The organism is Solibacillus sp. FSL R5-0691 (assembly GCF_037974225.1).
In the GTDB taxonomy this organism is placed as follows: Bacteria; Bacillota; Bacilli; order Bacillales_A; family Planococcaceae; genus Solibacillus.
On the sequence record NZ_CP150231.1, the window covers coordinates 728,572 to 742,133 of the forward strand.

A 13,562-nucleotide genomic window follows, 5' to 3' on the forward strand; every position below is an offset into this window, starting at 1 on the left:
TAAACAAAGAGGTGAGAAATTTGATAGTAGATCAAGAACAATGGAAGTCCATTCCATTACTGCATGTATATGATGAAACGATGGATGAGCAAACACCGGTCGTTATTTTTCTTCATGGTTTTATGAGCGCAAAGGAACATAATTTACATTACGCTTATCAGTTTGTGCAACGAGGTGTACGTGTTATACTGCCGGATGCATTAATGCATGGTGAGCGCTCGAATGAATTGACGGAAGACCAGATGAACTTTAACTTCTGGAAAATTGTATTAAAGTCAGTGGAAGAAGTACATACTATTTATGAAGAATTGAAGCTGAAAAACTTGGCAGGAAATAAGGTTGGCATTGCCGGAACTTCAATGGGCGGCATTGTAACATCGGGTTGTTTAGCGATCTATCCATGGATTGAAACAGCAGGTATTTGCATGGGAACGACAAGCTACACGAAACTGGCACTCCATCAAGTAGAGGATTTAAAGCAAAAAGGCGTAACATTCCCGCTATCCGAAGAACAGCAATCTGGCCTGATTCAAATGCTGCAAAAATTCGATATGGAGCAGCATGAGGAATTATGGGCGAACAAACCGATTATTTTCTGGCATGGGGAGCGTGATACGGTCGTTCCTTATCATATGAGCCGAGATTATATTGAACAACTGGAAAAAGAAAAAAAAGCAGAACATATTACTTATTTGGCAGAACGAAAAGCAGGGCATGCGGTATCAAGAAACGGGATTTTGCAAGTCACGCAATTTATGGCGCATTGTTTGGCATAAAGCATACGTTCTGCTATGATAAACAATAACACCAAGGCGAAAGGGGAAATTTAAAAATGGCAATTGATCACGATATGAAAGAAAGTATGTTAGGTGCATTGGAAAACGTAATTGACCCTGAGTTAGGCATTGATATCGTCAACTTAGGTTTAGTATATGAAGTGGATTTAACAGATGAGGGCTTAGCAACTGTTACAATGACATTAACATCAATGGGCTGTCCGCTTGCACCGGTTATCGTTGACCAAGTAACAACGGCACTTAGCGAATTACCGGAAATTAAAGAAGTAAAAGTTGATATCGTATGGCAACCGGCATGGTCTAAAGACAATATGTCCCGTTATGCAAAAATGGCATTAGGCATTCGTTAATAATAAGTGAATAAATCAATTGAAATTCGGTCATTTTGCATATAGGCAAAGTGATCGATTTTTTTTAGAACTTTTACGAAGAAAACAGGGCGTAATTATTTGTTGTTTGACCATCTTTGACTTATAATTAAATTAATCAAAAAAGGTCAAACTAAAGGAAAGGGTGCACTCAATGCAATTTAACCAAACACAAGATAATCGTCCGCCATTAGAACAATTTGGACGCAACTTAATTGAACAAGTAAAAAACGGTAAGATGGATCCGGTTATTGGACGAGATGAGGAAATCCGGAACGTCATTCGTATTCTGTCACGTAAAACAAAAAACAACCCTGTCCTCATCGGTGAGCCGGGTGTTGGTAAAACAGCAATCGTCGAAGGGCTCGCACAACGAATTGTTAGACAGGATGTTCCGGAAGGATTGAAGGATGCAGAGCTTTATGAACTGGATATGAGCGCACTGATTGCAGGGGCATCGTATCGCGGGCAGTTTGAAGAGCGGCTTAAATCTGTATTAAAGCAAGTGAAGGAATCCGATGGGCGAATCATTTTATTCATCGATGAAATCCATACAATTGTCGGTGCAGGGAAAACGGACGGAGCAATGGATGCGGGAAATATGCTGAAACCAATGCTTGCACGTGGTGAACTGCATTGTATTGGAGCAACAACATTGGATGAATACCGTATGTATATTGAGAAAGACCCTGCATTGGAACGCCGCTTCCAGCAAGTAATGGTGCGAGAACCTTCTATTGAAGATACGGTTTCTATTTTACGCGGAATAAAAGACCGTTTTGAAGAACATCACCGTGGTGTTCGCATACATGACCGTGCGATTATTGCAGCGGCTCAATTGGCAAACCGTTACATTACCGACCGCTTTTTACCGGATAAAGCAATTGATCTTGTCGATGAAGCATGTGCAATGATCCGCATTGAAATCGATTCAATGCCACAGGAACTGGATCAGTTAACACGCCGCCTGACACAGCTTAAAATTGAGCAGCAGGCACTGAAAAAAGAAAAAGACGATGCGAGTAAAAAGCGTCTGGAAATGATTACAGATGAAATAGATACATTGGAAGTATCGATCAAGTCGATGAAGGAACAGTGGGAACTCGAGAAAAACGGCCTGCAAATCGTTCGTGACAAAAAAGATGAACTGAAAAAAATGGAAGCCGAACGCGATGACTTGTTTATTTCCGGCAGTAATTTAGCGCGGGCAAGTGAGCTTCAATACAGTAAAATACCGCAGCTGGAAAAGGAAATCGCTGAACTGGAACTGCAGTTGAAACAGTCGGAAGGAAACCGGATGCTGCGTGAAGAGGTAACCGAAGAAGAAATCGCTAAAATAATTTCACGCTGGACAGGTATTCCGGTAACGAAACTTGTTGAAGGTGAACGTGAAAAACTGCTCCGTTTAAAAGATACGCTGCATGAACGGGTAGTTGGTCAGGACGATGCGGTAACTTATGTGACGGAAGCCGTTTGGCGTGCGCGTTCCGGTATTAAAGACCCGAATAAGCCGATCGGAAGCTTCCTGTTCCTCGGCCCAACCGGTGTCGGAAAAACGGAACTGGCAAAAGCATTGGCGGCACAACTGTTCGATTCAGAAGACCATTTTATCCGCATTGATATGAGCGAGTATATGGAGAAACATTCTGTATCACGGCTAGTCGGAGCTCCTCCAGGCTATATTGGCTATGAAGAAGGCGGTCAGCTGACAGAAGCGGTTCGCCGCAATCCATATTCTGTTGTTCTGCTGGATGAAATCGAAAAGGCACATCCGGATGTTGCGAATATTTTACTGCAAGTACTTGATGATGGCCGTATTACCGATAGCCAAGGACGGATCGTCAACTTTACGAATACCGTTATCATCTTGACATCCAATATCGGCTCACAGTTTTTACTGGAAGCATCGGAAGAAGCGGAACAGCTTGTCCAAGCGGCATTGCGCCAGCACTTTAAGCCGGAGTTGTTAAACCGGATGGATGATATTATTATGTTCCATGCATTATCGAATGAGCACTTCCACAAAATTGCCTGGAAATATGTAAAGCAGCTTCAAGATCGGGTCGCAGAACAGGAAATTACATTGTCTGTAGATGGGGAAGTGGTAGACTGGATTGTGAAGCACGGAATTGATCCGCAGTTTGGTGCACGTCCGCTTAAACGCTTCGTCCAACGCCATTTGGAAACAATTGTTGCCCGTGAGCTGTTAAAAGGTGAAGTTACAGCGGGCGGAAGCTTATCGATTAAACTGGAAAATGAAGAGTTAGTCATAAAAACAAATTAAGTGTGATGAAAGCTTGTACGTGAATGCGTACAAGCTTTTTTGCGTGGGATGTTCTAATAAAAATGAAAAAGTTCCAATAAAAGACGGAAGTTCTAATATAAATGCCCTTTATTCTAATAAGCAGTGCAACTGTTCAAATAAACGGGTCGATTTGTCTAAAAAGATATACAAACCTTCTAAAATAAGTTAAAAGTCTTCTAATAAAATCCGCGCACCTTCAAAATAGGCGAAAATAACAAGGGGCTGTCCAGTAGTTTTACCGGACAGCCCCTTGTTATCTATTAGTGATGCTCTGCTTCTGTTTCTGGAGTTGATTCGTTTGGAATGATTGCAGCGATAATAATAACTAATACGCTGAATACTAATGATACGATTACGCCATTCATGAAGTTAAAATCTACACTTAATACAGAACTTACTACATAGTTTAGCATTGAAACTAATAAGAATGACCAAAAGAACGTAATGATATATTGCATCAAATTCACCTCATTGAACTTATTTATAACGTTATTGTGAAATTACATCTTCAATATCATACCACAAGCATTCATCAAATTAAAAGGGCGAATCAAATTATTCTTGAAGTTGTCATAAATGCTTGTTTTTATTGCTTTTTTAAGTAGGAATTAACAAGGGAAATGGGAAAATTAGCTGGAAGCTGTATGTCTAATATTTGAACGATTTTGTCCATTTGCCCTTTAACATTAAATGTAAGAAACGAACCGAAAATACTTCATCAGCCATTTAATTTCATGAAGATGTGTTAAAAAATAGTATAGCCATTTTATTCGAACAAAAAACATGTATAAATCCCTAATCCCTCGTTTTCCAGAAATTTTAATTGTGTTCAAAATAATTATGCTCTATAATTAGTACCAACTACTAATAATTAGTTATATTTTTTGAATGATGAAAAACAAGGGGGCTATTATATGAATGCCGGTATTATAGGGATGGGGAAATATGTTCCGGAAAAAGCTATAGCAAATAAAGATTTTGAAAAAGTATTGGATACATCAGATGAGTGGATTCGTTCTCGTACAGGAATTGAAAACCGTTTTATCGCCGAGAATGAAGAAACATCGGATTTAGCATATAAAGCAGCAGTGCAAGCGATCGAAAATGCAGGGATTACACCGGATCAAATCGGCCTTATCATCGTTGCAACAGTTACACAGGATCAGAATTTCCCTGGTGTGGCGTGCCAAATTCAAGAGCGACTTGGAATTTCGGGATGTGGTGCGATGGACGTGTCCGCTGCGTGCTCAGGATTTATTTATGGAACGGCCATTGCAAAACAATTTATTGAGAGTAATAGCTATGAATATGTATTAGTAGTAGGTGTTGAAAAACTGTCGAAAATTGTGGATTGGGATGACCGCAACACAGCTGTTTTATTTGGAGATGGCGCAAGTGCGGCGATTCTCGGCAAAGTTTCGGAAGGGCGCGGAATTTTATCGTTCGAACTTGGAGCTGACGGAACAGGTGGAAAGCATCTTTATTTAAATCCTGAAAATCATATTACAATGAACGGTCGTGAAGTATTTAAATTTGCTGTTCGTCAAATGGGCGAATCTGCCGTAAATGTACTGGAAAAGGCTGGCCTGACGAAGGAAGATGTCGATTATTTAGTACCGCATCAGGCGAACATCCGCATTATGGAAGCCGCAAGAGAACGTCTAGAATTACCAGAGGAAAAAATGTCGAAAACAATCCAAAAATACGGGAATACATCTGCCGCTTCAATCGGTATTTCAATCGTAGAAGATTTGGAATCAGGGAAAATCAAAGATGATGATATCGTTGTTTTAGTAGGTTTCGGCGGAGGCCTTACATGGGGCGCACTTGCATTAAAGTGGGGTAAATAAGAACTTGAATGTGGGGGAAAGAACGAATACTATAATCGTCACGTCCTGTGGCAATGGATTTGTGTCCTGCCCCCCGACCGGAATTGAAAATAAACCTTTAAATAGGAAAGAACTTAACTTAGAAAAGGGTGTTAAATAATGGAGAAAAGAAGAGTTGTTGTTACAGGAATCGGTGCAGTATCGCCAGTAGGAAACAGTGCAGAGCAAGCATGGGAAAATGTAATTGCAGGCAAGTCTGGTATTGGACCATTAACACGTGTGGATGTGAGTAAATTTCCAGTTTCTGTAGCTGCAGAAGTAAGAGATTTTAATATAGAAGATTATATCGAGAAGAAAGAAGCACGCAAAATGGACCGCTTTACACATTATGCGATCGCTGCTTCCATGATGGCCGCAAAAGATGCCAACTTGACGATTACTGAAGAAATGGCGCCGCGTGTAGGTGTATGGATCGGTTCAGGGATCGGCGGAATGGAAACACATGAACAGCAGTTTTTAACTTTCCAGGAACGCGGTGTTCGCCGTGTAAGTCCATTTTTCGTACCGATGATGATTCCGGATATGGCTTCTGGACAAGTTTCGATTTATCTTGGTGCAAAAGGGGTAAACTCTTGTTCCGTAACGGCATGTGCATCGGGAACAAACTCGATTGGTGACGCATTTAAAGTAATTGAGCGTGGCGACGCGGATGTCATGATTACAGGTGGAGCAGAGGCGCCAATCGTCACAATGGCGGTAGCAGGCTTTTGTGCAAACACAGCGTTATCGTTGAATCCGGATACGGCAACTGCATCACGTCCATTCGATAAAAACCGTGACGGCTTCGTTATTGGCGAAGGTGCGGGGATTTTAATACTGGAAGAGTATGAACATGCGAAAGCACGAGGTGCAAAAATTTACGGCGAAGTAGTTGGGTATGGTTCGACAGGGGATGCCCACCATATTACAGCACCGGCTCCAAATGGTGAAGGTGCAGCACGTGCAATGCAAATGGCAATCGATGATGCACAAGTATCACCTGACCGTGTGGGTTATATTAATGCACACGGTACGAGTACACCATATAATGACTTATTTGAAACACAGGCAGTTAAAACTGTGTTTGGTGACCATGCCTATAAGTTGGCGATGAGCTCAACGAAAAGTATGACTGGCCATTTATTAGGGGCAGCGGGTGGTATTGAAGCGATCTTCACGGTACTAGCATTGAAGGAAGGCATTTTGCCGCCAACTATGAATTTACATGAACCGGATCCGGAATGTGATCTGGACTATGTACCAAATGCCGCAAGAAAAGCAGAAGTGGAATATGCGTTAAGCAATTCACTTGGTTTCGGCGGACATAATGCTTGTTTACTATTCAAAAAATTTACAGATTAATAATGATAAAAAACGAACGTGCTTCTTCTATCGCACGTTCGTTTTTCGTATAGTTGTACGAAGGATGGTGTTTTGACACGTTTCGTACTTTTTTTATTTTTTTATGGGCTCAGTGTCATGTCGATCAGTAATATGATTTTGTACTTGAATTACCGCACGCTCGGTTATTCATGGCATGCTGTATTAATGTACATTGTACATGGAGCAGAGTTGTATATGCTGCTTGTTGCGATTGGCGGTATGATTAGCGTCGTTTACGGCCTAAGCCCATCGCGTTCTCCATTTTCTTGAGCGTTTTAGAGGCAATGGCATTCGCTTTTACTGCACCCTCATCCAAAATTTCATCAAGTTCCGGTGAGTCAATCAGTGCATAATAGCGTTCCTGAATTGGTGTTAAGTGGTCGATAACAGCCTGTGCTACTCCAGCTTTAAAATCACCATAGCCTTTGCCTTCATACTTCGCTTCCAAATCTGCAATTGCTGTTCCGGATAAGGCAGATTCAATGATAAGCAAGTTTGATACACCCGGTTTGTTTTCAATATCGAATTTAACGATTCCCTCAGAATCCGTTACAGCCGATTTGATTTTCTTTTCGATTTCTTTAGCTGTATCAAGCAGGCGGATCGTCGCTTTAGAGTTTGTATCCGATTTTGACATTTTTTTCGTTGGTTCCTGCAATGATTTGATACGGGCGCCTTCTTTCGGCAATTGAATATCAGGAATCGTTAAAACATCATTGTAGCGCTTATTAAATCGTTCAGCCAAATCGCGCGTTAATTCAATATGCTGCTTTTGGTCTTCGCCAACCGGTACGATATCTGTATTGTACAGAAGAATATCGGCAGCCATTAACGGCGGGTATGTTAAAAGTGCGGCAGAAACGGATTCTTTACCTGTTGATTTGTCTTTGAATTGTGTCATACGTTCCAATTCGCCGATTGATGCGACACACTGCAGCATCCAGCCGGCTTGTGCGTGGGCAGGGACTTCTGACTGTATAAATAAGACCGATTTTTTCGGGTCAATGCCACATGCAATATACATTGCAGCCAATGAGCGAATGTTTTTACGAAGCTCCAGGCGATCCTGTGGCACAGTAATGGCATGCTGATCCACAATGCAATAAATGGCGTTATTGTCTTCCTGTAGCGCTGGGAATTGTTTGATGGCTCCGATATAGTTCCCTAATGTAATAGTTCCTGTTGGTTGTACACCTGAAAAGATTGTTTTCATTGGGTGTTCCTCCTTCAAATCAAATGAAAATAAAAAAACATCATGCGTCCTCTATTCGAAAATAGAAGGGACGAATGATGTTAAAATCCGCGGTACCACCCAGCTTGCCTTAATTGGCCACTTTGCTTCGTAACGTGAAGGCGACGAGCTGGACTACTAATAGAAACGTTCATCAAGCTAACTCGGAAGTCCATTCCATTTAACGAATGATCTGTTTGCACCAACCACAGACTCTCTAGGCATTCTTATTAAATGTACTACTCTTCGTCATCGTTTTTCATAATCTTGAAAGGATTATAACGTAACTCATGAAAAGAAAGCAATTGTTTTATTTAAAGAAAAAGGAATAAAATGAAATGGAAATGGAAATAGTAGTAAATAGTTAATTATATTATAAGAAATCGCGCCATATTATCTGACTTTTTTCTCAATTAAGATTTGATAATTGAGAAAAAACTTCGGAAATCTATACGTTTTATTTTACTAATTTATGGGTAAAATTTGTTATGGCACAAAATTATAGAAAAGGTGCTTATTAGAGAGAAATGCGTAATAAAATTTATTACGTAACTTGAATTATTTATTGACAATGTATATTCAAACATGGGTTATTCATGTATAATGGGTACAGAATCTTAAATTAAATTAATTCTAAATTAAGTTTTACTTATACATTTATGCTTCCATATTAACAGGAGCAGCATCTAGCAATTGAATTGAAATCAATTAGAGAGGGAGTGAGCCAATGTTAGTAACATTATTTACTTCACCAAGTTGTACTTCATGTCGAAAAGCAAAAGCATGGTTAGAGGAACATGATATCCCATATACAGAACGCAACATTTTTTCCGAGCCACTTACAATTAGTGAAATCAAAGAAATTTTACGAATGACAGAAGATGGTACCGATGAAATTATCTCAACACGTTCGAAAATTTTCCAGAAGTTGAATGTCGATGTTGAAACATTGCCATTACAACGATTATATGAGCTTATTCAGGAATATCCGGGACTATTACGTCGTCCGATTATTTTAGATGAAAAACGTCTGCAAGTCGGTTATAACGAAGACGAAATTCGTCGATTCCTGCCTCGTAAAGTACGAGCGTACCAGTTGCAAGAAGCCCAACGCATGGTTAATTAAATAGATCGCTCATGATGTTACGGATGCATATTGTGCAATTGTAGCATCTTTTTTTTATTTTAGAACATATTAGAAAGAGACCTTAAGGACTTGATTTAAAGTGTTTCGTGCAATACAATTTCAATTATTCAAATAATTTACGATGAATAATGTTTTTCCTTTTCATTTTAATCCAATCCATCATACAATAGAGTTATAGATACTTCTAATATTAAAAGTATCTGGGTTCCGATGCAATAGAACGCCATATTGTATGCCACTTGGAAATAAAGCGACGTTCTATACAATGACTGTGAAGGGAGTTGAGGTCTAATGGACATCGAACGCATTAATGAAAATACGCTAAAATTATTTATTACGTATAGTGATATCGAGGACCGCGGTTATACACGCGAAGAAATCTGGTACAATCGCGCAAAAGGTGAAGAGCTTTTCTGGGATATCATTGGTGAAATAAATACAGATGATTATTTCGATTTAGATGGTCCAATTTGGATTCATATTAACGCTTCAGAAAGTGGATTGGAAGTCGTTGTTACACGCGCGTCTGTAGGTAATGACTCCGAAACTTCTTCAATGCCCGGCAGCTTTGAAGATGACCTTCATATATCAGATCAATTAAATGAAATGGAAGAATCGATCTTCAATGCGATTGGCAAAGCGGCAAAAGAGGAAGAACAATCGCTTGAAAACGCACGATTCCGATTTAAAGATATTGACGAACTAATACCTCTTGCAAAACGCGCAGCACCTTTAGGAATAGAGTCTGTGTTGTATAAATGGGAGGACTACTACTATTTATATGTAGATTTAAAAGATTTGGAAAGCCAGGAAGCGAGAAATATCGTCGCTTTATGTACTGAATATTTACAGGCTTCCAAAATTACAGCGCATCGCCTTGAAGAGTATGGGGAAACAATCATTGCTGAAGACTGCTTCGAAACAATCATTACGTATTTTGAGTAGGAAGAGCAGTTTACGAAAGCCACCTGAGTTTAGGTGGCTTTTTTGTATTGGTCTATGGGAAGGAATTCTTTGAAAAAGCAAGTTTCCAATAGTTACTATTCATAAGTTGAAAAAGACTATGCATTTCAATAAGATGGATAAAAAGGAGTCGAGGCAAATGCTCGTCGCCATGAACGAACAACAGCAATTATTTCATTTAACGTCAAAACTTCCGCCGGATGAACTGCAAAAATTAAAAGAACAGCAATCCTTTTTTTGTCCTTTATGCAGAGAACGCCTTTTATTAAAGGCCGGTCAAATAAAAATTCCCCATTTTGCCCATCAAAAAAATAGCGATTGCGATTCTTTATTTTCGGAAGGGGAGTCTGCTGTCCATCTGCTCGGGAAACAACAGCTTTTTCAACTTTTTACGGGCCTTCAGCTAAGTCCTGTCCTTGAACCATATTTACCACAGCTTCAACAGCGACCCGATCTTCTTATTATATTTAAAGACCATCAATATGCCATTGAATTTCAGTGCAGTCCAATCGCACATCCATCTTTTCAACAGCGTACAAGCGGCTATTTGAATGCTGGTATAACACCGATATGGATTTTGCACACTCCCGAGAAATTTAAAAGTCCTGGTATTGTAAAAGTTTCCATTAATCATACGAACATTCAATTTATGCAACAGTATAAAAAGCAGAATTTCCTCATCACCTATGATGTGAAAGGCAAAACCTTCTACTATATTAGTAATTTGATCCACCTTCATAAATTGCAGTATTTTGCTGTTGTTAAACCACTCCCCCTCAGTCAACAACGTTTCCCGTTCCTAGTCCCAGAAAAAATAACGAAATCACAATTTCATCTGTTGTTAAAAAACTACAGGAAGTACCGGGAGCGATATATCCGTCCTCGTCTATTACTAAGCAAAAAAGGAGTGAATGACCGATTTTTCCGTTCTATTTATGAGTTAAGGCTATTGATGTCGGATTTGCCGGCTATTTTAGGAATTCCTGTCTATAATACGAATGCTTTTAATCGATTTTGTATAGAATGGCAAGTAGGGCTTTTTCATTTTATGAACTGCCATGCGCTCACACCTGAAACGATGAATGTACAGGCAATTCCTTATTTTTTCAAATGGTATCAAATGGAGCTGACGGATGAACGGAAAGCAGCGGTGGAACATTATTTAACAATTTTAAAACATCTCAAAGTAGAGCAACTGGATGAAAATATACCCGAAGAACAACTTTTTAATGTTCTGTACGACGAATTGGTTGCATTTGGATGTTGAAATTGTTTAAATAGATTTATAATTTCGAATATCGGAATAGTAGGAGGCAAATAAATGGCAAAGCAAATTTTAACGCGTGAAGAAGTACCTGAGCAATTAACTTGGGATTTAACAACGATTTTTGAATCCGATGAAGCTTGGGAAGCTGAGCTGAAAGAAGTAGAACAATTATCAAAAAAAGCTCCGGAATATAAAGGGAAAGTAGCGGAAAGTGCGGAAAGCTTATACAATACATTGCAGTTCAGCGATGCACTATACGAGCGTCTGAGCAAGCTATATGTGTATTCTCATTTAAAGCATGATCAGGATACGACGAATAGTAAATACCAGGATCTTGATGGTCGTATTCGCTCTGTACTGACAAATGCAGGAGCAGCGTGGTCATTTATTACGCCTGAAATTTTAGCATTAGATGAAGCAACATTGAACAGCTATGTGGAAAGCTATGAACCACTTTCATTATATGAACAAAGCCTAAAAGAACTGAATTTGGGCCGCCCTCATATTTTATCTGCGGAAAAAGAAGAATTGCTGGCACAATTTTCTGAAGTTACATCAACATCCGGCAAAACATTCAGTGCTTTAAACAATGCCGATCTAGAATTCCCGAAAATTAAAGGGGAAGATGGGGAAGAAGTACAAATTACGCACGGTAACTATATTACGATGCTTGAGAGCGACAACCGTGAAGTGCGTGAGGCAGCATTTAAAGCTGTTTACAAAACGTATGGTCAATACAAAAATACATTTGCGACAACTTTAGCAGGGAATGTAAAAGCACATAATGCCAATGCAAAAGTTCGTAATTACAATTCGGCTCGCCATGCGGCATTAAGCAATAACTTCATTCCTGAAAAAGTGTATGATCAGCTTGTTTCGACAATCCATGACTATTTACCGGCATTACACCGTTATGTAGAGCTTCGTAAAAAAGTGCTTGGTTTAGATGAACTGCATATGTACGATCTGTTTACACCACTTGTTAAAGAAGTGAAAATGGAAGTAACATATGACGAAGCGAAGAAGACGATGGTAGAAAGCTTTGCGCCACTTGGTAAAGAATATCAGGAAATCGTTCAAAAAGGTCTGGATAGCCGTTGGGTAGACGTGCTTGAAAACAAAGGAAAACGCAGCGGTGCATATTCTTCAGGAACGTTCGGCACAAATCCGTATGTATTAATGAACTGGCAAAATAACGTGAATAACCTTTATACATTGGCACATGAATTCGGCCACTCAATGCACAGTTATTATTCACGTGCTAACCAGCCTTATCAATATGCGGATTACTCGATTTTCGTTGCGGAAGTTGCTTCAACATGTAACGAAGAACTATTATTCGATCATTTAATGAAAACATTGGATGATGATAAGCAAAAAATCTACTTACTAAATCAATGGTTGGACGGTTTCCGCGGTACAGTATTCCGTCAAACGATGTTCGCTGAGTTTGAGCATATGATTCATGAATTAGATGCAAAAGGCGAATCGATTACATCAGAAAAATTAACATCCATTTATTATGATTTAAACAAACAATACTTTGGTGATGCAATGACTGTAGATGAGGAAATCGGTCTGGAATGGGCAAGAATTCCGCACTTCTACTACAATTATTACGTATATCAATACGCAACAGGTCAATCTGCGGCAACGGCATTATCAAAACAAATTTTAGAAGAAGGCGAACCGGCAGTTGAGCGCTATATTAACAACTTCCTAAAAGCTGGCTGCTCGGACTTCCCGATCGAAGTATTAAAAGCTGCAGGTGTAGATATGGAGTCTCCGGAACCGATCGCATTGGCATGCCAAGTATTTGAAGAGAAGTTAGAAGAGCTTGAAAAATTATTATTGAATAATTAATAGTTTGTGAAAACGCATCTGTTTCAGGTGCGTTTTTTGCTTGAAAAAATGGAATTTTACTTCAAAAATATAGAGAATGGTAAAATTCCAATCGTGGAAACGATGAATGGTAAAAGTTCAAAGAATGTTGATATATCGGCGTTCGACGGAGAGAATTAAACGCGAATTTATGACAATTTTTTTTAAACCTCATTTATGCATATGGAAACGCTTACTATATGACGAATTTGTGAAATTGTGAAAGATACATTGCAAGAAATATTATTCCATGATAGAGTAATACTCGTGAAATAAATCACATAACAAACATACACCCCTTTGTTTGAACGTGAACATTTCTCCCATCCCCTTTGTGAAAAAGAGGCGTCTT

At 39.4% G+C, this 13,562-nt stretch carries 11 protein-coding genes and 1 other annotated feature; of the genes, 9 read left to right on the forward strand and 2 right to left on the reverse strand.

The genetic code is table 11. From position 1 onward, the window contains the following. Positions 1 to 11 precede the first annotated feature (11 nt). The 3 genes from MKY51_RS03430 to MKY51_RS03440 all read left to right on the forward strand — a co-directional run bounded on the left by MKY51_RS03430 (position 12) and on the right by MKY51_RS03440 (position 3,449). Positions 12 to 776: a prolyl oligopeptidase family serine peptidase gene (locus MKY51_RS03430; RefSeq protein WP_339175306.1), complete on the forward strand. Its 765-nt coding sequence runs from the start codon at positions 12 to 14 to the stop codon at positions 774 to 776. A gap of 62 nt (positions 777 to 838) precedes the next feature. Then, complete coding sequence (locus MKY51_RS03435) at positions 839 to 1,147, forward strand: metal-sulfur cluster assembly factor (protein WP_339176569.1); 309 nt, start codon at positions 839 to 841, stop codon at positions 1,145 to 1,147. 172 nt (positions 1,148 to 1,319) lie between these two features. Next, positions 1,320 to 3,449 (forward strand): AAA family ATPase, encoded by a 2,130-nt coding sequence (locus MKY51_RS03440; RefSeq protein WP_339175307.1) that lies wholly within the window; start codon positions 1,320 to 1,322, stop codon positions 3,447 to 3,449. Positions 3,450 to 3,730: 281 nt separating this feature from the next. On the opposite strand, the gene MKY51_RS03445 is transcribed toward MKY51_RS03440, so the two are convergent. Then, positions 3,731 to 3,928, reverse strand: a complete 198-nt coding sequence (locus tag MKY51_RS03445) for a YjzD family protein (RefSeq protein ID WP_339175308.1) — start codon at positions 3,926 to 3,928, stop codon at positions 3,731 to 3,733. 456 nt (positions 3,929 to 4,384) lie between these two features. Here MKY51_RS03445 and MKY51_RS03450 point away from each other — a divergent pair, with 456 nt between their 5' ends. Continuing rightward, a complete protein-coding gene (locus MKY51_RS03450) occupies positions 4,385 to 5,320 on the forward strand; it encodes a beta-ketoacyl-ACP synthase III (RefSeq protein ID WP_339175310.1) in 936 nt (311 codons plus the stop codon). A gap of 138 nt (positions 5,321 to 5,458) precedes the next feature. Then, positions 5,459 to 6,700 carry a beta-ketoacyl-ACP synthase II gene (gene fabF / locus MKY51_RS03455; protein WP_339175311.1) on the forward strand — a complete coding sequence of 414 codons (1,242 nt, stop codon included), beginning with the start codon at positions 5,459 to 5,461 and terminating at the stop codon, positions 6,698 to 6,700. A gap of 244 nt (positions 6,701 to 6,944) precedes the next feature. On the opposite strand, the gene trpS is transcribed toward fabF, so the two are convergent. Then, complete coding sequence (gene trpS, locus MKY51_RS03460; RefSeq protein WP_339175312.1) at positions 6,945 to 7,934, reverse strand: tryptophan--tRNA ligase; 990 nt, start codon at positions 7,932 to 7,934, stop codon at positions 6,945 to 6,947. Between the two features lie 63 nt (positions 7,935 to 7,997). Beyond that, positions 7,998 to 8,214: a binding site (T-box leader), on the reverse strand. A 465-nt stretch (positions 8,215 to 8,679) separates the two neighbouring features. Here trpS and spxA point away from each other — a divergent pair. From spxA to pepF, 4 genes are all read left to right on the forward strand, one after another. Next, complete coding sequence (gene spxA, locus MKY51_RS03465; RefSeq protein WP_008403575.1) at positions 8,680 to 9,078, forward strand: transcriptional regulator SpxA; 399 nt, start codon at positions 8,680 to 8,682, stop codon at positions 9,076 to 9,078. A gap of 312 nt (positions 9,079 to 9,390) precedes the next feature. Then, entirely contained in the window at positions 9,391 to 10,044 is a 654-nt protein-coding gene (gene mecA, locus MKY51_RS03470; RefSeq protein WP_339175314.1) for an adaptor protein MecA, read from the forward strand. Between the two features lie 157 nt (positions 10,045 to 10,201). Further along, complete coding sequence (locus MKY51_RS03475; RefSeq protein WP_339175315.1) at positions 10,202 to 11,329, forward strand: competence protein CoiA family protein; 1,128 nt, start codon at positions 10,202 to 10,204, stop codon at positions 11,327 to 11,329. A gap of 54 nt (positions 11,330 to 11,383) precedes the next feature. Continuing rightward, the gene (gene pepF, locus MKY51_RS03480) at positions 11,384 to 13,192 is read left to right on the forward strand and encodes an oligoendopeptidase F (RefSeq protein ID WP_339175316.1); all 1,809 of its coding nucleotides are present in this window, start codon (positions 11,384 to 11,386) and stop codon (positions 13,190 to 13,192) included. Positions 13,193 to 13,562: the final 370 nt, after the last annotated feature.